General features: G+C 59.3%; 22 protein-coding genes. 11 read left to right on the plus strand and 11 right to left on the minus strand.

Going from position 1 to position 21,270, the window contains the following annotated elements:
* Positions 1 to 170 precede the first annotated feature (170 nt).
* Entirely contained in the window at positions 171 to 1,394 is a 1,224-nt protein-coding gene (locus tag PL597_RS12450; RefSeq protein WP_077985585.1) for an argininosuccinate synthase, read from the plus strand.
* A 54-nt stretch (positions 1,395 to 1,448) separates the two neighbouring features.
* On the opposite strand, the gene PL597_RS12455 is transcribed toward PL597_RS12450, so the two are convergent.
* Positions 1,449 to 2,645, minus strand: a complete 1,197-nt coding sequence (locus tag PL597_RS12455) for a multidrug effflux MFS transporter (protein WP_173990264.1) — start codon at positions 2,643 to 2,645, stop codon at positions 1,449 to 1,451.
* 5 nt (positions 2,646 to 2,650) lie between these two features.
* Positions 2,651 to 3,109 (minus strand): MarR family winged helix-turn-helix transcriptional regulator, encoded by a 459-nt coding sequence (locus PL597_RS12460; protein ID WP_077985491.1) that lies wholly within the window; start codon positions 3,107 to 3,109, stop codon positions 2,651 to 2,653.
* Between the two features lie 263 nt (positions 3,110 to 3,372).
* On the opposite strand from PL597_RS12460, the gene PL597_RS12465 reads away from it, so the two are divergent.
* The 4 genes from PL597_RS12465 (at position 3,373) to ppa (ending at position 8,826) form a co-directional block, all read left to right on the plus strand.
* A complete protein-coding gene (locus PL597_RS12465) occupies positions 3,373 to 5,433 on the plus strand; it encodes a M3 family metallopeptidase (protein WP_142912965.1) in 2,061 nt (686 codons plus the stop codon).
* A gap of 149 nt (positions 5,434 to 5,582) precedes the next feature.
* Positions 5,583 to 7,406 (plus strand): translational GTPase TypA, encoded by a 1,824-nt coding sequence (typA, locus tag PL597_RS12470; RefSeq protein WP_077985492.1) that lies wholly within the window; start codon positions 5,583 to 5,585, stop codon positions 7,404 to 7,406.
* A 210-nt stretch (positions 7,407 to 7,616) separates the two neighbouring features.
* The gene (locus PL597_RS12475; protein WP_077985493.1) at positions 7,617 to 8,123 is read left to right on the plus strand and encodes a GNAT family N-acetyltransferase; all 507 of its coding nucleotides are present in this window, start codon (positions 7,617 to 7,619) and stop codon (positions 8,121 to 8,123) included.
* A gap of 169 nt (positions 8,124 to 8,292) precedes the next feature.
* Complete coding sequence (gene ppa, locus PL597_RS12480; protein WP_003523485.1) at positions 8,293 to 8,826, plus strand: inorganic diphosphatase; 534 nt, start codon at positions 8,293 to 8,295, stop codon at positions 8,824 to 8,826.
* A 6-nt stretch (positions 8,827 to 8,832) separates the two neighbouring features.
* Here the strand turns inward: ppa and PL597_RS12485 are convergent, their stop codons facing one another.
* Both PL597_RS12485 and PL597_RS12490 read right to left on the minus strand, forming a co-directional pair.
* Positions 8,833 to 9,138, minus strand: a complete 306-nt coding sequence (locus PL597_RS12485) for a DUF167 domain-containing protein (protein WP_271365266.1) — start codon at positions 9,136 to 9,138, stop codon at positions 8,833 to 8,835.
* A complete protein-coding gene (locus PL597_RS12490) occupies positions 9,135 to 9,425 on the minus strand; it encodes a YggT family protein (RefSeq protein ID WP_003523487.1) in 291 nt (96 codons plus the stop codon). The genes PL597_RS12485 and PL597_RS12490 overlap by 4 nt, the downstream gene beginning before the upstream one ends.
* Positions 9,426 to 9,669: 244 nt before the next feature.
* On the opposite strand from PL597_RS12490, the gene PL597_RS12495 reads away from it, so the two are divergent.
* A complete protein-coding gene (locus tag PL597_RS12495) occupies positions 9,670 to 10,902 on the plus strand; it encodes an MFS transporter (RefSeq protein WP_077985588.1) in 1,233 nt (410 codons plus the stop codon).
* Between the two features lie 78 nt (positions 10,903 to 10,980).
* On the opposite strand, the gene PL597_RS12500 is transcribed toward PL597_RS12495, so the two are convergent.
* From PL597_RS12500 to hemC, 6 genes are all read right to left on the minus strand, one after another.
* Positions 10,981 to 11,712: a glutamine amidotransferase gene (locus PL597_RS12500; protein ID WP_269826536.1), complete on the minus strand. Its 732-nt coding sequence runs from the start codon at positions 11,710 to 11,712 to the stop codon at positions 10,981 to 10,983.
* Positions 11,702 to 12,190 (minus strand): tellurite resistance TerB family protein, encoded by a 489-nt coding sequence (locus PL597_RS12505; RefSeq protein ID WP_077985496.1) that lies wholly within the window; start codon positions 12,188 to 12,190, stop codon positions 11,702 to 11,704. The genes PL597_RS12500 and PL597_RS12505 overlap by 11 nt, the downstream gene beginning before the upstream one ends.
* Positions 12,191 to 12,204: 14 nt before the next feature.
* On the minus strand, positions 12,205 to 13,821 hold the full coding sequence (locus tag PL597_RS12510) for a heme biosynthesis protein HemY (RefSeq protein WP_271365267.1): 1,617 nt from the start codon (positions 13,819 to 13,821) through the stop codon (positions 12,205 to 12,207).
* Positions 13,822 to 13,825: 4 nt separating this feature from the next.
* Entirely contained in the window at positions 13,826 to 15,271 is a 1,446-nt protein-coding gene (locus PL597_RS12515) for a COG4223 family protein (protein WP_271365268.1), read from the minus strand.
* A 73-nt stretch (positions 15,272 to 15,344) separates the two neighbouring features.
* Positions 15,345 to 16,085: a uroporphyrinogen-III synthase gene (locus tag PL597_RS12520; RefSeq protein WP_271365269.1), complete on the minus strand. Its 741-nt coding sequence runs from the start codon at positions 16,083 to 16,085 to the stop codon at positions 15,345 to 15,347.
* Positions 16,086 to 16,089: 4 nt separating this feature from the next.
* Positions 16,090 to 17,019: a hydroxymethylbilane synthase gene (gene hemC, locus PL597_RS12525; RefSeq protein ID WP_271365271.1), complete on the minus strand. Its 930-nt coding sequence runs from the start codon at positions 17,017 to 17,019 to the stop codon at positions 16,090 to 16,092.
* A 73-nt stretch (positions 17,020 to 17,092) separates the two neighbouring features.
* Between hemC and tsaD the strand changes: the two genes are divergently transcribed.
* From tsaD to PL597_RS12550, 5 genes are all read left to right on the plus strand, one after another.
* Positions 17,093 to 18,190 (plus strand): tRNA (adenosine(37)-N6)-threonylcarbamoyltransferase complex transferase subunit TsaD, encoded by a 1,098-nt coding sequence (gene tsaD, locus PL597_RS12530; RefSeq protein ID WP_077985501.1) that lies wholly within the window; start codon positions 17,093 to 17,095, stop codon positions 18,188 to 18,190.
* Positions 18,190 to 19,173: an NAD(P)H-dependent glycerol-3-phosphate dehydrogenase gene (locus PL597_RS12535; RefSeq protein ID WP_271365274.1), complete on the plus strand. Its 984-nt coding sequence runs from the start codon at positions 18,190 to 18,192 to the stop codon at positions 19,171 to 19,173. Before tsaD ends, PL597_RS12535 begins: the two co-directional genes overlap by 1 nt.
* An 86-nt stretch (positions 19,174 to 19,259) precedes the next feature.
* The gene (locus tag PL597_RS12540; RefSeq protein WP_052818748.1) at positions 19,260 to 19,553 is read left to right on the plus strand and encodes a YciI-like protein; all 294 of its coding nucleotides are present in this window, start codon (positions 19,260 to 19,262) and stop codon (positions 19,551 to 19,553) included.
* Positions 19,554 to 19,559: 6 nt separating this feature from the next.
* Positions 19,560 to 20,003, plus strand: coding sequence for an EVE domain-containing protein (locus tag PL597_RS12545; protein ID WP_003492407.1), 444 nt, complete (start codon positions 19,560 to 19,562; stop codon positions 20,001 to 20,003).
* A gap of 7 nt (positions 20,004 to 20,010) precedes the next feature.
* Positions 20,011 to 20,655, plus strand: coding sequence for a class I SAM-dependent methyltransferase (locus PL597_RS12550; RefSeq protein ID WP_271365275.1), 645 nt, complete (start codon positions 20,011 to 20,013; stop codon positions 20,653 to 20,655).
* Here the strand turns inward: PL597_RS12550 and PL597_RS12555 are convergent, their stop codons facing one another.
* Positions 20,656 to 21,024, minus strand: a complete 369-nt coding sequence (locus PL597_RS12555; protein WP_271365276.1) for a hypothetical protein — start codon at positions 21,022 to 21,024, stop codon at positions 20,656 to 20,658. It abuts the gene before it with no gap.
* Between the last annotated feature and the right edge of the window lie 246 nt (positions 21,025 to 21,270).

Consider the following 21,270-nt stretch of genomic DNA (forward strand, 5'->3'; position numbering starts at 1 on the left):
TTTCCATCAATACGCCCGGTCATCGCCCGCCCTCGTATGCGCCCATCAATTGTTTTGTCGCTTATCTCACTGAAAAGCGCTTCACACATTTCGGCTTGCACTGTAAAAGTGCCGAAATCCCAAGGAAATGGCGGTGTCCCAATGCCGTCATCATGCAGATGGACATCACTATGGCACTTCCGAAAGACGTTAAGAAAGTCGTTCTCGCCTATTCCGGCGGTCTCGACACCTCGATCATCCTGAAATGGCTTCAGACGGAACTCGGCGCGGAGGTGGTGACCTTCACCGCCGATCTCGGCCAGGGCGAAGAACTCGAGCCGGCGCGCAAGAAGGCCGAGATGCTGGGCATCAAGGAAATCTTCATCGAGGACGTCCGCGAAGAGTTCGTACGTGATTTCGTGTTTCCGATGTTCCGCGCAAACGCGGTTTATGAAGGCGTCTATCTGCTCGGCACCTCCATTGCCCGTCCGCTGATCTCCAAGCACCTGATCGAAATCGCCAGGAAGACCGGCGCCGACGCCATCGCACATGGCGCCACCGGCAAGGGCAACGATCAGGTCCGTTTCGAGCTGTCGGCCTATGCGCTGAATCCGGATATCAAGATCATCGCTCCCTGGCGCGACTGGTCGTTCAAGAGCCGTACGGACCTCCTGAACTTCGCTGAGCAGCATCAAATTCCGGTTGCCAAGGATAAAAAGGGCGAGGCGCCTTTCTCGGTGGACGCCAACCTGCTGCACTCCTCTTCCGAGGGCAAGGTTCTGGAAGACCCGGCGCAGGAAGCGCCGGAATATGTGCATATGCGCACCATCTCCCCGGAAGCCGCGCCCGATAAGGCAACCGTCATCAAGGTCGGTTTCCGCAAGGGCGATGCCTGCTCCATCAACGGCGTTGAAATGTCGCCGGCGACGCTTCTTGCCACGCTCAACAATTACGGCCGTGAAAACGGCATCGGTCGTCTCGATCTGGTCGAGAACCGTTTCGTCGGCATGAAGTCGCGCGGCGTTTACGAGACGCCCGGCGGCACCATCCTGCTTGCCGCGCATCGCGCCATCGAATCCATCACGCTTGACCGGGGTGCGGCCCACCTCAAGGACGAGTTGATGCCGCGTTACGCCGAGCTGATCTATTACGGTTTCTGGTTCTCGCCGGAGCGAGAAATGCTGCAGGCCCTGATCGACAGGAGCCAGGAGCATGTGGAAGGCGAAGTGACGCTGAAGCTCTACAAGGGCAATGTCATGGTGACCGGCCGCGAGAGCGCCAAGTCGCTCTATTCCGACGCGCTGGTGACCTTCGAGGACGACCATGGCGCCTATGACCAGAAGGACGCTGCAGGCTTCATCAAGCTTAACGCATTGCGTCTTCGCACACTCGCAAAGCGCAATATCAGCAAGTAATTCTGCTGAAATGGAAATAATGAAACCCGCTGGCGACGCCGTCGGCGGGTTTTTTCATGTCTTTCGTATGGAGACGATGCGGAAGCCGATGTAGCTGGCGATTGCGGTGAACTCCATCACGGGGATGATGATGCCGAAGCCGGTCAACGGCGAACCGATGAGTGAGGCTGCAGCACCGCCCGCAAAACCAGATCCCATCTGAATGAAACCCATCATTGCCGATGCCGAGCCGGCAATATGCGGGAAAGGGGCGAGGGCCGCCGTCACCATGGATGGCGTCAGCAAGGCGATGCCGACCGTTGCGACCGCCACAGGTCCCATGATCGAAAGAAAGGATGGCGGTATCAGGAACACCGACAGCAGGATAAGGAGGCCGCCTATTCCCGAAAAACAGAGGCCAAGGACGACCGAACGGCGGTCACCAAGCCTCGGTGCGATATAACGCAGGGCGATTGAGCCGAAGAAATAGGCGCCGGTCTGCATCAGCATGCCGATGCCGAAGGCGGTGGGTGTCATGCCGACTTTGTCGATGAGGATGAAGGTCAGCATGGTCGCCTGCGCATAAAGCGCGCCGATGGAACCCCCGAGTACCAGTGCAGCGAGAAGAAAACGCGGCTCGGTGAGCAATGTCCCATAGGCCGACAGGAGCCGACGCGGGCGGATCAGGTTCTTGTCCGGGATTGTCGTCTCGCGCAGGAAAACCACGACGGTGAAGATGGCGATGGCCCCGAGGCCGGCCATGAGGAAAAATACCGATTGCCACCCGAAAGCCGCAAGCGAAAGTCCGCCTATGGTCGGGCCCATGGCTGGGCCAACGGCCAGCATGATGCCAATAAGGTTCATGATGCTGGAGGCTTCCGAGCCGGTAAATTGATCGCGCACGACGGCGCGCGCCACCGTCATGCCGACGGAGGCGCCAATACCCTGAACAAGCCGGGCGAAGAGCAGCACCTCGATTGTTGGGGCGAAGATCGCCAGCAGCCCCCCGCCCAGAAAGATGGACAGGAAAACGAGACTCGCCTTTCGCCGCCCGAAGGCATCGGATGCCGGGCCGGCCAGCAGTTGCGCCATGGCGAAACCGGCGAAGTAAAGCGACAGGCTGAGTTTCACGGCGGATTCCGTGGTGGAGAAAACCCGCGTCAGTTCCGGCATGGCGGGTGTGTAGATGGCCATGGAAATCGGCGCCAGCGCCGTCAGCAACGCACCGAGCATGGCCGTGCGCTTTCTGGACATAACCGTTTCTGGCGACATTGCGATCAGCAGCCCTGGCTCGACTGTTCCGGCTGGAGATTGTTGCGGAGAGTCTGCAGGAAGCTGCGGAAAAGCGCGACCTCCTCGTCATTCAGGCCCTGTGTGGCGTGACGGACGAGTTCATCGATTTCCTGGCGCACGGCTTCCAGCATCTCGGCTGCGTTTTTTGTCATCACTATACGCTTGGAGCGCCTGTCCTGCGGGTCCTGTTGGCGTTCGATGAGATCGAGAGATTGCAGCTTGTCGAGATAGGCGCAGATCGTCATGGGCTCGATGCCGAGCCGGGCGGCGATATCCGATTGTTTGCTGCCATCAACGACGGCGACCGTCAGCAGGGCGCGTGCTTCGCCGGGTGTCAGGCCCAGTCCGGCTTCAGCAATTCGGCGCTCGAAAGCACTGTTCAGCAGGCGTGCGCCACTGTTCAGTAAAAATGCCAATGAGTCTTTTTCGCGTTTAGTGCCCATGTTTCGCCTTTTCGTAAGTCAGACTTACTAAAATCCGGGCGATAATCAATGGTGCACAAGTCATATTGTGGAAAATCGGGTAAAGTATGCGTCAGTTCGGTTTCTGGATGATCTGCAATATAGTCGCCGATTGTTACGCTGAAGCAAAAAAGACCGGACTTTCCATATTTTTTCACGCGGCCTGACATCTCCGCCGGGCATATTGAATTGCCGGTGGAGGCGTGCCCATATGAGCTTAACCGGAATTGTACAAGGAAGATGAAATGCCATCCAAGACCGCGCTTTATCCCGCACTCGTTGACTGGAACGGCCATAATGGTCTGCCGAAATTCGATGCGGTCAGGGATGAGGATTTCGCTCCGGCCTTCGATGCCGCCCTTCTGTCCCACGAACACGAAATCGATGCGATTGCCGGCAATTCTGAGGCCCCGAGCTTCGAAAACACGGTGACCGCGCTCGAAATCGCAGGCGACGATCTTTCGCGCATTTCGGCGCTGTTCTGGAACAGGGCAGGCGCCAATACCAATGGCGTGATCCAGGCGCTGGAGCGGGAGATCGCGCCGAAACTGTCGCGGCACTATTCGAAGATCGGCATGAACGAGGCCCTGTTCAAGCGGATCGACACTTTGTGGGAAAAGCACGAGGCGCTGGGGCTGACGGGTGAGGAGAGCCGTGTTCTTGAGCGGCACTGGAAGAGTTTCGTGCGCTCCGGCGCCAAGCTGCCGAAGGACCGGCAGGAACGGCTGGCGGCGATCAATGAGGAACTTGCCGGTCTCGGTGCGAGATTCGGGCAGAATGTGCTGGCGGATGAAAAGAACTGGAAGCTCCTGCTTTCCACGGAAGAGGAACTTACCGGCATTCCCGATTTTCTGCGAGACGCGATGGCGGGTGCTGCCCGTGAACATGGCGAGGACGGCAAATTTGCCGTTACCCTTTCCCGATCCATCATCGAGCCTTTCCTGACCTTTTCCGAGCGCCGCGATCTGCGCGAGCAGGCCTTCAGGGCGTGGGTGGCGCGTGGCGAGAATGGCGGCGGGACCGACAATCGCGAGATCGTCCGCCGCACGCTCGAATTGCGCGAGGAGAAGGCAAAGCTTCTCGGTTACGCAAATTTCGCCGCCTACAAGCTCGATGATACGATGGCGAAGACGCCGGATGCCGTGAACGGCCTTCTGGGGCAGGTCTGGGAAAAGGCCGTGCGCCGTGCGGGCGAGGAGGAGGCCGAACTGGCCGCCATCATCGCTAAGGAGGGAAGGAATCACGAGGTGCTGCCCTGGGACTGGCGGCATTATGCCGAAAAGCTCCGGGCACGGAAATTTAGCTTCTCCGAGGCTGAATTGAAGCCCTATCTGCAGCTCGAAAAGATCATCGAAGCGTGCTTCGATGTGGCCGGGCGGCTGTTCGGGATTCGGGCGGTCGAAATCAAAGGCGTCGCGGCCTATCACCCGGATGTGCGTGTTTTCGAAATCAGCGATGAAAAGGGCGGTCTGAAGGCCATGTTCCTCGGCGATTATTTCGCCCGTCCCTCCAAGCGGTCCGGCGCATGGATGAGCTCCTTCCAGTCGCAGCATAAGCTGCCCCTCAAGAACGGCACGGTCGGAGAAATACCGATCATCTACAATGTCTGCAATTTCGCCAAACCGGCCGAGGGCAAACCCGCGCTGCTTTCGCTCGACGATGCGCGCACGCTGTTCCATGAATTCGGCCACGCATTGCATGGCATGTTGTCGAATGTCACTTACCCTTCCGTTTCCGGAACCGGTGTCTCGCGCGATTTCGTTGAATTGCCGTCGCAGCTTTACGAACATTGGCTGACGGTGCCGGAAATTCTCGAAAAATACGCCCTGCATTATGAAACAGGCGCGCCGATGCCGAGGGCGCTACTGGACAAGGTTTTGGCTGCGCAGACCTTCAATGCCGGTTTCAGCACGGTGGAATTCACCTCGTCGGCGATTGTCGACATGGCGTTTCATACCCGCGACAACGTCGGTGACCCGATGGCCGTGCAGGGTGAGGTCCTTTCCGCGCTCAACATGCCGAAATCCATCGTCATGCGCCATGCGACGCCGCATTTCCAGCATGTGTTTTCCGGCGACGGTTATTCCGCCGGATACTATTCCTACATGTGGTCGGAAGTGCTGGACGCCGACGCCTTTTCGGCATTCGAGGAAACCGGCAATGCCTTTGATAGCGAGATGGCGCGACGGCTGAAGGATAACATCTATTCCGTTGGCGGCTCGATCGATCCGGAGGAGGCCTATCTTGCCTTCCGCGGCAAGATGCCGAGCCCGGACGCCATGCTTTTAAAGCGCGGTCTCCTATAAGAGACTGTCATATTTCTGAGTTAGAAGCTGAGCGCAGGGGGCTTATGACATGAGCCCCCTTTCGCATTTGCAAAAAAAAGGTTATGAGCGCGCCAAACTAAATTGGCGTTTCTCATCAATATAGCGCCCAACCTCAGAGATTTTAAACAATGGCACTTCGCAACATCGCGATCATCGCGCACGTTGACCATGGAAAAACGACGCTTGTTGACGAGCTTCTGAAGCAATCCGGTTCGTTCCGTGAAAACCAGCGCGTGATGGAGCGCGTGATGGATTCCAACGACATTGAAAAAGAGCGCGGCATCACCATTCTCGCCAAGGCGACCTCGATCGAGTGGAAAGATACCCGTATCAACATCGTCGACACCCCCGGTCACGCCGACTTCGGCGGTGAAGTCGAGCGTATCCTGTCGATGGTGGATGGCGCCATCGTTCTGGTCGATGCTGCCGAAGGCCCCATGCCGCAGACCAAATTCGTGGTCGGCAAGGCGCTGAAGGTCGGTCTTCGCCCGATCGTCGCGATCAACAAGATCGACCGTCCGGACGCCCGCCATGAAGAAGTCGTCAACGAAGTGTTCGACCTTTTCGCGGCGCTCGACGCCACCGACGAACAGCTCGATTTCCCGATCCTTTACGGTTCCGGCCGCTCCGGCTGGATGAACGTCAATCCGGAAGGCCCGACCGACGAAGGTCTCGCGCCGCTGCTGGATCTCGTCGTCAAGCACGTTCCGGAGCCCAAGGTCGAAGAGGGGCCGTTCCGCATGATCGGCACGATCCTCGAGGCTAACAATTTCCTCGGCCGCATCATCACCGGCCGCATCGCCTCCGGTTCGATCAAGCCGAACCAGGCCGTCAAGGTTCTGGGCCAGGACGGCAAGCTGATTGAAAACGGCCGTATCTCGAAAATTCTCGCTTTCCGCGGTATCGAGCGCACCGCGATCGAAGAAGCCCATGCGGGCGACATCGTCGCCATTGCCGGCCTCTCCAAGGGCACCGTCGCCGATACCTTCTGCGATCCTGCCGTCATGGAGCCGATGCAGGCGCAGCCGATCGATCCGCCGACGGTTACCATGTCCTTCATCGTCAACGATTCGCCGCTCGCCGGCACCGAAGGTGACAAGGTCACGAGCCGCGTCATTCGCGACCGCCTGTTCAAGGAAGCCGAAGGCAACGTTGCGCTGAAGATCGAAGAATCCGCCGACAAGGATTCGTTCTTCGTCTCCGGTCGCGGTGAATTGCAGCTGGCGGTTCTGATCGAAAACATGCGCCGCGAAGGCTTCGAACTTGCCGTTTCGCGTCCGCGGGTTGTCATGCACAAGGATGAAAACGGCCAGCTTATGGAGCCGGTCGAGGAAGTCGTCATCGACGTTGATGAAGAACATTCCGGTGTCGTTGTTCAGAAGATGTCCGAGCGCAAGGCCGAGATGGTTGAGCTTCGTCCCTCGGGCGGCAATCGCGTCCGCCTGGTCTTCTTCGCGCCGACCCGCGGCCTTATCGGTTATCAGTCTGAACTTTTGACCGACACGCGCGGCACGGCTGTGATGAACCGTCTGTTCCACGACTACCAGCCTTACAAGGGCGAAATCGGCGGCCGCGTCAACGGCGTTCTGCTGTCGAACGAATCCGGCGAAGCAGTCGCCTATGCCCTGTTCAACCTTGAAGATCGCGGCCCGATGATCATCGATGCCGGCGAGAAGGTTTATGCGGGCATGATCATCGGCATTCATAGCCGTGACAACGACCTCGACGTGAACGTGCTGAAGGGCAAGAAGCTCACCAACATCCGCGCCGCTGGCAAGGATGAGGCGGTGAAGCTCACGCCACCGATCAAGTTCACGCTGGAGCGTGCGCTGTCCTGGATTCAGGATGACGAACTCGTCGAAGTTACGCCGAAGTCGATCCGTCTTCGCAAGCTCTACCTCGACCCGAACGACCGCAAGCGTTTCGAAAAGGCAAAGCTTGCAGCCAGCTGATCGGTTTGATCCATGCTTTCGAAAAACCCGGCTTTGGCCGGGTTTTTTTATGCGTTCGTTTTTATGTGCGTATGAGTCGAAAGGCGCTTTGCCAAAGGTTAAGGATGCGTTAATTTTTCAGGGTCGTCCACATGAATAGGCTGTGGGTAAGCTTGCCGGCGTTAACCTTTATGACTGGTAAGTTTCCGTGGCCGGGGCCAGAATCGCGTTATGAAAACGTTATCCATCGATGTTCGCCGTGCTGAACCGCATGACGCGCGCGCCATCTCCGAGGCGCACCGTCTGTCGTGGCAACAGGCCTATGCAGGGCTTATCCCGCATCGGCCGTTGATGCAGATGCTCGAGCGTCGCGGAGAAATCTGGTGGAAGAAGGCGACCAGAGGCTCTGCGACAATGCTGGTGGTGGAGGTGGCCGGTGTGGTTGCCGGATATGCGACACTGGGCCTCAGCCGGGCACGCGGGCTGCCGCAAGACGGAGAGATATACGAACTTTATCTCCGACCGGAATATCAGGGCATCGGGCTTGGCTCGCTGCTGTTTACGGAAGCGCGCAGATTGCTGACCTCGCTTGGCTGCAACGGCATCGTTGTTTGGTGCCTTGAAGACAGCGATGTGGCCAACCGCTTTTTCCGATCTCACGGCGGCCGCGATATTGCCGAAGGCATGGAAGACTTTGACGGCAAGTCGCTTCGCAAAGTCGGTTTCGTCTGGAATTGACAAATAATGCCCCGGTGATTTGGGCCGGGGTTCATTCTCGCGGACGGCCATGCGCCATTGCGATAGCCTCAAATCCCGCATTCTGCCTTATCCGCCCAAAGCCATGTTGCAATGCGGCGACTTTCCCAGTATCGAAAACCAAATCCAACCCGTCGAATGAGGGAAGCGAATGCGTATCGATGCAATTTCCGTAGGCAAGAATCCGCCGGATGACGTGAATGTCATCGTTGAAGTGCCGGTCGGCGGACATCCGATCAAGTACGAGATGGACAAGGATGCCGGTGCGCTGATCGTCGATCGCTTCCTCTACACGCCGATGACCTATCCGGGTAACTATGGCTTCGTACCGCACACCCTGTCCGACGATGGCGATCCGATCGACGTTCTCATCTGCAATACCCGTCCGCTGGTTCCAGGCTGCGTCATCAATGTCCGCCCCATCGGCGTGATGATCATGGAAGATGACGGCGGCAAGGACGAGAAGATTCTCGCCGTGCCGGTTCCGAAGCTGACACGCCGTTACGACAAGGTGCACAATTACACCGACCTGCCGGAAATTACGCTGAAGCAGATCGAGCACTTTTTCGAGCACTACAAGGATCTGGAGCCCGGAAAGTGGGTGAAGATGGGCGGCTGGCAGGATGTTGATGTTGCCAAGAAGCTGATCGTTGAAGCCATTGAGCGTTACAAGGCGCAGGGCTGATCTGCCTTAAAGCTTTTTAAATAGCTCTTCGAAATCCTCCGGGTCGGTATCGATCCGGAGGATTTTTTTACGCGCTGTTTCGCCTGAAACGAAGCTGATGGATGATTTCGGCAGGCCGAGTTTTTTTGCCAGGAAGACAATCAGGGCCTTGTTGGCCTTGCCGCCTTCCGGCACGGCGCTGACACGGGCCTTGAGATGCGTGTTTCCTTCCGCATCCTTTTCCACGCCGCCGATGGCGTCCCGCCCGCCATTCGGTGTGAGGCGGACGGTCAGGCGGACATGATCACCGTGCTTCTGCCAGCAGCCGCTCAAGCGACCATCGGGTAAAGCGTGTTCCACATGAAGGAGCGGATGAAGAAGATGATCAGGAGCACGATGATCGGCGAAATGTCGATGCCGCCGAGATTGGGCAGAATGCGGCGGATGGGTCGCAGAACCGGTTCCGTGACATTGAACAGAAAGCTGCCGATGGCGTTCACGAACTGGTTGCGGGAATTGATGACGTTGAAGGCGTAAAGCCAGGAAAAAATCGCGCTGGCGATCAGCACCCACGTATAGAGGTTCAAGGCCAGATCGATGGTCTGAAACAGGGCAAGCATCAATATCTCCGTATCTTGGTTGCAAGACATTTAGACATTCGCTGGTGAACCGGCAAGTCTTGCCCCTGATCGTAATGAACTTTGGCCTCATCGACCGGCGATCATGGCAGTCCGGCTTGTGGCCTTGCAGCGGGAATTCGCACAAAACCGCCTGCACTTTTCGTCATCCATCGATGAGGGCTGGCGATTCCTGCCATATCGCTCTATTGCAAAGCTCTCCTATTGTCTCGCGAGCACCCAGCCGATGTCCCTCCCTTCCGCCGATAATCGCTTTGGCGCATTCCGGCATAGTTCCTATCGCCGTTTTTTCAGCGCCCGGTTTTTTTCGGCCTTCGCCATCCAGATCGTCAGCGTCTCTGTCGGCTGGCAGATGTATGAGGTTACCGGCAACGCCTTTTATCTCGGCCTGATCGGTCTTTTCCAATTTCTGCCGTCGCTGCTTCTGATCCTCGTCACGGGAACGGTCGCCGACCGGCACAATCGCCGGCGCATCATGGCCATATGCCTGCTGATCGCGGCGCTCTGCGCTGCGGCGCTTCTTAGCCTCACGTTGATGCACAGCTTTTCGCCCTGGCCGGTCTTCGCCATTCTCGTCGTCTTCGGCATAGAGCGGGCCTTCATGGGGCCGGCGGTGCAGTCGCTGGCACCCAATCTCGTGCCGGTCGAGGATTTGCCGAATGCTATCGCCTGGAATTCGTCTTCATGGCAGATGGCGTCGATTCTTGGCCCTGTCGCCGGTGGTCTGCTTTATGGTCTCGGGGCCTCCGTCGCCTATAGCGTAGCGCTCGTGCTTTTCATTGTTTCCGCGGCGCTTGCAGTAGCAATCCGTAAGCCGGAACAACGCGGCCCGGCAAAAGCCATCAGCCTCGAAACCATGCTGGCCGGGTTCAAATTCATCTCGCAGGAAAAAGTCGTCCTTGGCGCGATCTCGCTTGATCTTTTCGCGGTGTTGCTCGGCGGTGCTGTTGCGTTGATGCCGATTTTTGCCAAGGAAGTGCTGACGCTCGGCCCATGGGGCCTTGGGCTTCTGCGTGCCGCGCCTGGCATCGGGGCCATCACCGTTGCGGTCATTCTGGCCTTCAAACCCATTCGTCACCACGCCGGCCTGCTGATGTTTACCGGCGTCGGCCTCTTCGGCATCTCCACTGTGGTTTTCGGACTGTCGCAGACCGCGTGGCTGTCCATCGCCGCGCTGGTGGTCATGGGCGCATCGGACATGGTGTCGGTTTATGTGCGCGAGACCCTGATTGCGCTCTGGACACCGGACGAGGTACGCGGGCGTGTGAATGCGGTTAATATGGTCTTTGTCGGCGCATCGAACGAGCTGGGCGAGTTTCGTGCCGGCACCATGGCTCATGTCGTCGGAGCGGTGCCCGCAGTCGTCATCGGCGGGGCGGGTACGCTTGCTGTGGCGGTCATCTGGGCGCTCGGTTTTTCCAAACTGCGCAAGATCGACAATCTGGATGCGCCGCACTGATGGCGATGGGGCTTAGATCGTTTTGTTTTTACGCATTTTCCGAACGTAAAACCGCTAAGCACTTTTACTGGAAATGCTCTAGCGCTGCGCCTTGCCTTCAAAAACCAGATCGAGAAAATTGCCGAGCCATGCCCTGAGAGGCGTGTCGAACAGCATGCGGCCTTCCAGATGCTGGCTGCCCATCTGTGCATTGGGCATGCCGAACCTCTGGGCGCCGCGCACCACCCAACTATGCATCATGGCGCGGGTCAGTTCGGCGTGAAACTGCAAGCCCCAGGCATTTTTTCCATAGCGATAGGCCTGATTGGGGTAGGTCTCGCCCGAGGCCAGAAGTTCGGCTCCGCGCGGCAGCTCGAACCCTTCCTTGTGGAAATGATAGACCATCTTCGGCCAATGCGGCATCAAAAGCCGCCCATGTTCGGTGGCATGAAGCGGATACCAGCCGATTTCGACCTTACCGTCCCTGTCGGCCTCCACCTTGCCGCCCAGATGTTTGGATAGCATCTGCGCGCCGAGACAGATGCCGAGAAAGGGCTTATTTTCCTTAAGCGGCACCTTCAGCCAGTCGATCTCGGCTTTGACGTAGTCATGAGAATCGTTGGCGCTCATCGGGCCACCGAAGATGATGGCGCCCGCGTGTTTCTCCAGCGTCTGCGGCAAGTCGTCGCCGAGTGCGGGTCGCCTTATATCCAGACGATACCCTTTTTCCACCAGCATCTGGCCGACACGGCCGGGCGTGGAACGTTCCTGATGCAGGACGATGAGCAGCGATGGTTGTTTTTCCTGTTGCCTGGAAGGGTCAAACAGCATCGTCTTCGTTTTCGCTTTCTTCAGCGGGCCCGGACCTCGTGGCGGCCTGCTGACGTTGCAGAACCCTGTCGCGCACGGATACACCGAGCAGATCGGCTACCCGCCAGATCACATGGTCTTCCATTTCGCTTCGTTCGCCGTCAGCGTAAACAATATCCCATAATATTCCAATAAGCTCCACGCGTTGATCTTCGTCGAGATGGCGGCGGATATCGGCGGTAAAGCGGTAATAATCGACGGCCTCCTTGCCCGCCTCCTGGCCGGCGGTGAGAAGGGCATCCAGTTTGCCGCCATCGAGATGGTAATATTCATGCAGAATCTCGCGCAGGCGGTCACGCTCGCTTTTCGAGACGGTGCCATCCGCTTCCATCACCTGGAAAGAGAGGGCGGCCACCGCAACCCTCAGATCGTCCGGGCTGAAATCACCCGCATTCGGGCCGACGAGGTTTTGAATAAACGATTGTATTTGCTGGAACATCGATAGCCTGTTGGTCAGAAGAGTTTGAGCCGCGTCTTGGGTTCGGCTTCCGCGCCTGATTTCTTGACGCCCGGATCATCCGGCGCGCCGCCGAAAAACGGCACGGCCTCCGCCTTCCCATTCGATGCATCGGTTTCCACCGGCGCCTCGATTGTAACAGGCTTTTTCTCCTTTGGGACCGATACGGCCGGTTTGACCTCAATCGGCGCGGCCGGGATCGGTTTCGGTTCGGCGCGTGTCTCCGGCGCTGCTTCTGCAATGATTGTCTTCGCAGCCGGTTCGGCCCTTGCCGGTGCTGCGGCAATCGCATTTTCGATCGTGAGATCCTCGACGGGGCCTTCGAGTTGGCCAAAAGGTGCTTTCCATTCGAAGGCATCGAGACGGCCGGTAACGGGCGACACCGGCAGCCATTTTTCCGAAACAATACCATCGGCAACCCAGGCGGGGTCACGCGGCGCGCGCAGCGCCTGTGCCATCCAGTAGCGTACCCGGCCCTGATCACCGGTTTCGGCTTCCTCGATATCGGCCATCAGCAGGAAGATGCTTTCGCGTGGCTCAATCCGGGCGGCAGCCTCGGCCTTGGCCCGCGCCTTGGCGAATTCCTTGGCGTCGAGCGCTGCCTGTGCCACCGCGAACAGGGATTCGATATTGTTGGGCTTCAGGCTTTCCAGCCGCTCAGCCCGTTTCAGCCGGTCGATGGCGGTATCGCCGCTGCGGGCGCGGACATAAAGTTCGGCGAGTTGCGGATGCGGATCGTTCTTCCAGACGGGTTCGAGAACCGTGGCCGCCTTGCGCAGATTGTCCTCGCGCAGATAGGATTTTGCTGCGATCAGCGCTGCCGGAACGAGGCTCTTGGCAAGCTTGAGCGCGTGTTTGGCATCCTCGCGGGCACCCACGGGGTCGCTTTCCAGCTTTTCGCCGGCCTTGGCGGTGAGAAGCACCGCTTTCAGCCGTTCCGCCTCGCCGCGTTCGATGACACTGGCCGCCCTCTGCTGGTCGAGCAGGCGTATGGCATCGTCCCATTGTCCGTTGCGACAACGATTTTCCAGCGTCGCCTGTGCTGCCCAGGGCAAATAGGGCGCCTTTTCCGCCGCATCCTCGGCATATTGCTGGGCGGCTTCGTAGGCGCCCTGACGGCGCGCCTCGATATAAAGGCCCCGAAGGCCAAGTTCGCGGGTTTCTGGATCGCGGGCCATGGCTTCGAATTTGCGCCGCGCCGCGTCATATTTTCCTTCGATGAGATCGGCCTGAGCGTCGAGCAGGTGGATCAGTGGCTCTTGATCGGCGCTGAGCAACCCCTGTGTTCGTGCCGTCATCTTCCGGGCAAGGAGGGCATTGCCGGCGCCGGCGGCAATGAGACCGGTGGATAGCGCCTGATAACCACGGTCGCGCTTGCGGGCGCGGAAATAACGACGCGCGGCATTGGGCGAGGTCCAGATGGCGTTGACGACCCACCAGACCAGCATAACGGCGGCGACCAGCGCCGCAATTATGGAGGCCGCGACCATCAGGCTCATTTCGATCAGCTGGCCTTGCCAGACGATGGATAGCACGCCCGGCCTGTCCGCCAGCCAGGAAAAACCGAAGCCGAGAGCCAGAACGATAACGGCGAAAGTCAGAATTCTGGTCATGCCCTTACCCCTGCCTGCCGGTGCTGGTGATGGCGCGGTTCAACGTGCCGCCGACCAGATTTTCGACCTCGATGCGCGCATCCAGCGATTTCTTGTAATCGGCCGATGCCGTCTTGGCGGCATCGGGAAGCCCGTTCCATTCAAGCGCCGCGCCTTGCAGATCGCCGTTGCGCAGCTTGTTTTCCATGCGCGCAATCTGGGCTTCGGGGGTCTCGCCCTCGATATTTCCGACCGGGCGCACCTTCACCAGCGAAAAGGCGCTTTCCGTCAGGCGTTCCATAATGCCCTGATTGGGGTCAGGCTGGTTGATGGCCGACAGCATCGCATTGGCGACATCGGGGAATTTCTGCATCAACTCGGAACGCGATGGTACGCCGGTTGCGGCGAAGGATTGCAGCGATGCGATGGCCGGATCATCAGGCGTGACCTTCGATAGCGTGTCGAGTTCGGTGAGGAACGGCCCACCGCGATCGATCGCGGCCTTCAGCGCGGCGGAAGCAATGGCGCGGGCGACTTCGATATCGTCGCGCGGTTCATTGATCTTGGCTTCCGCATCCGCAAGACGGCGTGTCAGTTCCGCCGTCGCCGATGCCTGCGCGGATCGCTCCGACTGGAGGGTGGATTCCAGCGCGGCGATTTTTTCCGACAGTCCATCGATTTGTGGGGTCTCACCCTTTGCGCCCTCGAGGGTTGCGATGCGCTGTTCCAGCGCCGAGGTATCGGCGGCAGGCGCATTGGCAAGCTGCTGCCGTAAGCTGCTCAGATCGGTTTTCAATGCGGCGATTTCCTCGCTTCCCGCCTGACCTGCATTAAAGGAGGGCAGGATGCCGGCATATTGCATGCTGCCTGCGGCGGTGAGCGCCACAAGGCCGCCGACGATACCCGCCGCGATGAGGCCGGAGGTCGCCGCCTGTTTGCGCTCCACCTGATGTGGTGTGGAGGGCTTTGCCGGTCCTGAGGAAGAGGTTGCCGTCGATGGTTTTGCGGCGCCGTCGCTGCTGGATGCGCTGGAGGACGCTGTAGAGCCGAAGGCCGGCTTCGCCGCAGCCGCCGCAGCGGCGCTCGTGTCAGTGGCGCCCGTCGACGGTTTTGTATCGGCTTTCGGCGGAACAGGGGCCGTCGAGACAGCCTCTTTCTGTTTGCCCGCAGCGCTTTCAGCCTTGGGCGCCGTGGCCTCGGATTCAGCTTTGCCGATATTGGGTTCGGGCTCGATAGGGGATTTCTTGGGCTGGTCCCAGACGGGGGCGGGGTTACCCGTTGCGGCTGCTTGCGACTTTGCGGCCGAAACTCCAGGCGCTGCTGTAGCCTCCGGTGTTTTGTCACCGGGCTTTTCGTCCGTCTTCGCAGCGTCCACGTCGGCGGAAATTGCTTTCACGTCTTTGGCGTCCAGGTCGATGGTGACCGGTTCGGCTTTGGACTTGGAGTGGCGTGGCGGCTTTCCCGATACCATGACAACCTCATTTCTGCCTGCAGTAATCTAAACCTAGTCAGTGACGGCGGCAAAGGAAAGAGGCGAGCTCGAATTAGGTTCCAGAGTTATGGCGCAGAAGTTCAAACATTGCCGCCTCGCTCGGCTCGCTGGCGGCCTTTGCGTTTGCGCGGAAGATTTGAGGAACGAGAGACAGCACGTTGCGGCTGATGCAGATGATTTGTGTCGTTGCCAGCGCCGCCACGTATTTTTGCGTCGATACATGATGAAAAAAGGCCCGCGCTGCTTCCGATGAATAGAGCAGGACCACATCGGCAGCGCTTTCGACAAACGCCGTCCCAAGCATTGTCTGCGAAATGCCGGAGGGCAGCATCTCGTAACAATCTACCGTTCTGAAGGGAATGCCAGCGGCGGCAAGGCCCTTCTCGAAGGTGGCGCCACGGGGCCTGCCGGCGAGATAAAGCAGCGGTGCTTCTTCGGAAAACAGAACCTGGTGCTCAGCTACCAGTGCGGTCAGACTGGCGGCGTCGCCGGAGGCGGTGAAAATCTGTTCGAAGCCGGTTTTTTCCGCCGCTTCCGCCGTTGCTCCGCCGACGGCGAAAAGCGGTTTTGACAGATAGGGAGCCAGCCCGTCCAGGGATGTTTCCAGCGCCCGCAGCGCCTCGGCGCTGGTCACCGCGATGGCCGCCAGCGGGGCGGATAGCGCCGAGACGGCGCGTTCCCCATGATGGACAGGATAAAACAGCGGAAGAAGCACCGGCTCATGCCCAAGTGCTTCAAGCTTTGCGGCCGTCCTTTCGCCCGAACGCTGCGGCCGGGTGACGACGATCCGCATCGCCTCAGCTCCAGCCTTCGAAGAAATTGCTGCCGGCCTTGGCGCGCACATCTTCGCCGGCCTGCCGGCCGAGCGTTGCCGCATCGCGGCGGTTGCCAGAGATTTCGATGCCGTGGCTCGTCTGGCCATCGGGGGTGAGGATCAGGCCGGAAAAATGCAAGTCGTCGCCGTCGCAGGTGGCGTAGCCGGCAATCGGCGTGCGACAGGAACCATCGAGTGCTGCCAGAAAGGCGCGCTCGCAGGTCACGGCATCATGAGTGGGCCTGTCGTTTATGGGAGCGAGCAGTTTGTCCATGCGCGTATCGCCGATGCGGCTTTCCACGCCGATTGCGCCCTGGGCAGGAGCCGGAGGGAATTCCTTCGGGTCGAGAATTTCCGTCGGCACATTGTCCTTGCCGAGCCGCTTCAGGCCGGCAAAAGCAAGAAGTGTGGCATCCGCCTCGCCTTCTTCGAGCTTGCGCAGTCGCGTATCGACCTGACCACGGAAGATGATGACGCTCAAATCCGGACGCAGGCGGCGGATGAGCGCCTGGCGACGCAGGGATGCGGAACCGACCACGGCGCCCTGTGGCAGCTCCAGCAACTTCGGTGCGGTGCGACCGATGAAGGCGTCGCGTATGTCTTCGCGCGGCAGGAAAGCGGACAGATAGAGGCCTTCGGGCAGAACGGTCGGCATGTCCTTGGAGGAATGCACGGCCATATCGAGTTCGCCTGATAGAAGCTGGTTTTCCAGCTCCTCTGTGAAGAGGCCTTTTCCACCGATCTCCGACAAAGCGCGGTCGGTTATCCGGTCGCCTTTGGTGGACAGCACGACGATTTCGAACATTTCTTCCGGCAGGCCATGCGCCGCCATCAGCCGGTTGCGCGTCTCGTAAGCCTGCGCGAGCGCCAGCGGGCTGCCGCGCGTGCCGATTCGGAAAGGTTTTGTTTGCATCCGCGTCTATCCATTGTTACCGGAGTTGTCTTAGACCAACTCAGCGCATGATCGCAATGAACGAACAGATTTGATGGCCCCCTTTCTTCGTATTCTTGGCATAGAGACAAGCTGTGACGAAACCGCTGCATCCATTGTGGTTCGGCATGCGGACGGGCGTGGTGAGATCGTCTCCGACGTCGTTTTGTCGCAGCTGGAGGAACACAGCGCTTATGGCGGTGTGGTGCCTGAAATTGCCGCCCGCGCCCATGTCGAAGCGCTGGATACGCTGGTGGAAGAGGCGCTGGAGCAGGCGGGCGTCACTCTTGCCGATGTCGACGCCATTGCCGCCACATCCGGCCCCGGCCTCATCGGTGGCCTGCTGGTGGGGCTGATGACCGGCAAGGCTATCGCCAAGGCGGCCGGCAAACCGCTTTACGCCATCAATCATCTGGAAGGCCACGCGCTGACGGCGCGGCTGACCGATGGTCTGTCGTTCCCGTATCTGATGTTGCTGGTGTCCGGCGGCCACACCCAGCTGGTGCTGGTGCGCGGCGTGGATGACTACGAGCGCTGGGGAACCACCATCGATGACGCTTTGGGGGAAGCCTTCGACAAGACCGCGAAACTTCTGGGCCTGCCCTATCCTGGCGGGCCTGCCGTAGAGAAAGCGGCGGCAAAGGGTGACCCGGACCGTTTTCCGCTTCCGCGCCCGATGGTGGGAGAGACACGGCTCGATTTTTCCTTCTCGGGCTTGAAGACAGCGGTGCGGCAGGCCGCGACCGCCATCGCGCCGCTTTCGAAGCAGGATATTGCCGATATCTGCGCCTCCTTCCAGAAAGCGGTGTCGCGCACCCTGAAGGACCGTATCGGCCGTGGCCTTGCCCGTTTCAGCCAGGAGTTTCCGCAGCTGGAGACGACACCTGCGCTGGTCGTCGCCGGCGGCGTTGCGGCCAATCAGGAAATCCGCCAGACGCTGCAGTCGCTTTGCGATACCCATGGCTTCCGTTTCGTTGCGCCGCCGCACCGGCTTTGCACGGATAATGCGGCGATGATCGCCTGGGCGGGACTGGAGCGCATGGCGGATGGCCGTGACCCCGATCCGCTCGAAATCCCGCCGCGCTCGCGCTGGCCGCTGGACGGCAACGCGGAGACACTGATCGGTTTCGGTAAAAGGGGAGCCAAGGCCTGATGCAGCGTGAAAAAATCGTCGTTATCGGCGCCGGCGCCTTCGGAGCAGCGCTTGCCGTCGTCATTGCGTTGGAAAACCGGCATGACGTCACCTTGCTCGGCCGTGATCCATCGCTGATGGCCGATCTGGAGGTTGATCGTGTTCACGAGGCGGCTCTGCCGGGTGTCGATCTGCCGGACGCGCTTGAATTTTCGGCCGAGCCGGATGTGCTGGCTGGCGCCAATATCGTGCTCTTCGCCATGCCCTCACAGGCTCATGCGGATGCGGCCCGTCATTACGGTCCTTATCTGGCTAATGACTCTATCGTCGTCACCTGCGCCAAGGGCATCGACCGCAGCTCCGGCCGACTGCTGACGGAACTTCTGGAAGCGGAATTACCGCATCATCCGATTGCGGTTCTCTCCGGTCCGGGATTCGCGGCGGATATTGCGCGCGGCTTGCCGACGGCCATGGCGATTGCGGCGGAAGACCCGGAGGTTGCCGAGCGGCTTGCGACCACGATTTCCGGCAGGACCTTCCGGCTTTATGCCTCGACCGACCGCATCGGCGTGCAGCTGGGCGGGGCGCTGAAGAATGTTCTCGCCATTGCCGCCGGCATTGTTGAAGGCGCTGGCCTTGGTGATTCCGCCCGCGCGGCGCTGATCTCGCGTGGGCTTGCCGAAATGTCGCGGCTCATCGTCGCCATGGGCGGCAAGGCGGACACGGTGCGCGGTCTCTCGGGCCTCGGCGATCTGGTGCTGACCGCCACCAGCCACCAGTCGCGCAACCTGCGTTTCGGCATCGCGCTTGGCCGGGGCGAGGGCAAGGACATGTCCGGCGGGCTGGTGGAAGGCGCCTTCGCTGCTGCCGTCGCCGCCCGGCTCGGGGAAAGTCACGCTGTCGACATGCCGGTTACCGAAGCGGTGGCCGCTATCATTGACGGCAATCTGGATGTGGCGAGCGCCATGCAACAATTGATGACACGGCCGATCACCACCGAGTGAGGTGGGCGGTCAAATGATGTTTTACGCATGTCCTGATCCCGAAACCGCTGACGCTTCGGGGGACATGCTCCAGCAAGGAGACGACAATGCTGTTTGCCTTTATCTGCAAGGACAAGCCGGGCCATCTTAACGTGCGCATGGAAACGCGCCCGGCCCATCTGGAACATCTGAACAAACTCAATGCAGAAGGCACGCTGAAGATCGCCGGTCCGTTTCTGGATGCCGAAGGCAAGCCGAATGGCAGCCTCGTGATCGTGGAAGCTGCCGATATCGATGCGGCCAAGGCCCTTGCCGACGCCGATCCCTATGCCAAGGCCGGCCTGTTCGAAAGTGTCGATGTGAAGCCCTATAACTGGGTCTTCAACAATCCGGGGGCGTGATCGGATATGGCGAATTATTGGCTTTACAAGTCCGAGCCGTTCAAATGGTCCTGGGAAATGCAGAAGGCCAAGGGTGAGGCCGGTGAAGAATGGACCGGCGTGCGCAATTATCAGGCGCGCAACAATATGCGCGCCATGAAGATTGGCGACAAGGGTTTCTTCTACCACTCCAATGAGGGGCTGGATGTCGTCGGCATTGTCGAAGTCTGTGCATTGTCGCATCCGGATTCGACTGCGGAAGGAGATCTGAAGTGGGATTGCGTCGATATCCGTGCCGTCTGCGATATGCCGCAACCGGTTTCGCTGAAGGATGTGAAGGCCAACCCGAAGCTGGAAAAGATGTCTCTCGTCACCTCCATGCGGCTTTCCGTGCAGCCGGTGACGGAGGAGGAGTATCTCGAGGTTTGTCGCATGGGTGGCCTCGCCAATCCGCCTAAGTCACCGGACTGATGCTTCGGTGAGGACCGATCCCCAACGCTTCATTCTTGACAATACCGGCATCATGCGCCCGCCGCATGTGCCGGAATTGCGTCTTCATCTTGCCACGGAGGCTCATGAACTGTGGCTGAAGACGGAGGATGAGCTTGAGGAGATCGGCTTGCCGCCACCGTTTTGGGCCTTCGCCTGGGCTGGCGGGCAGGGGCTTGCTCGTTATGTTCTCGATCATCCTGAGAGTGTTTGCGGCAAGTATGTGCTGGATTTCGCCAGTGGCTCCGGGCTGGTTGCCATCGCGGCGGCGAAGGCCGGCGCAGCCAAGGTTCTGGCAGCCGATATCGATCCGTGGACAGAAACGGCCATTCGGTTGAATGCTGCACTCAATGGCGTGGATATCGGCTTTACGGGGTTCGACCTAGTCGGCAAGCCGGTCGAGGCCGATGTCCTGTTGGCGGGCGATGTGTTCTACGACCGCGACTTTGCCGATCTTCTCGTGCCGTGGTTTCTGGCGCTGACGGCGAAGGGTGTGAGCGTCCTCGTCGGCGATCCGGGGCGGGCCTATCTGCCCAAAGAGCGCCTTCGCGCCGAGGCGACCTATCAGGTGCCGGTGACGCGGGCGCTGGAAGACAGCGAAGTGAAGAAGACCACGGTGTGGCGTTTTATCTGATCAGGGCCTGATGATGCAGACGCCATGCTCATACGCGCAGACATCGTCGGCGTTTTCGGCATGGACAGAGATGATTGTCGCCCTGGGGGCCAGTTGCATGCCCGTTTTATCGGCTGCACCTCTTCGTGAAAATCCGCTGTTGATCGCGAAATAGTTGCCGTTCCCGCGCACCCGCAGGGCTGCTATGCCGCCGACATAGGTGCCGCCGGGAAGGGTTGATGGCAACCCATCGGTGGAGAAGCTTACATCGGATTGATGATGCCGATATTGGTGGCGGCCATAAAAATCCTCTGCCGCCGCCGGTGGCACGGAGGCGAAAATTGCGCCAGCGACCGTCATGGTCAGGGCGGCGATTCGACGCTGTAACATGAGCCTCATGCTCCGGTTTTTGAGGTTAACCAATCGTAAATTACACCTTTTCTGAATTACGTAAAGGTAAATATTTCGAGGGCGTAAATCTTGGAAACGCTCGATTTTTCATTTTTTTGACGCAAAAAAATCCAAAAAAAAATCGTGAACCAATCGATTAAATTCGAATCGGCCGTGAAATGTGCTTGTGGTGACGCTGCCATGTGATTAAACGTCGCGGTTGGTGCAATGCACATTCTTTCGTCA

The sequence above is a fragment of the Agrobacterium sp. ST15.13.013 genome (genome assembly GCF_027956525.1).
Lineage (GTDB): Bacteria > Pseudomonadota > Alphaproteobacteria > Rhizobiales > Rhizobiaceae > Agrobacterium > Agrobacterium salinitolerans.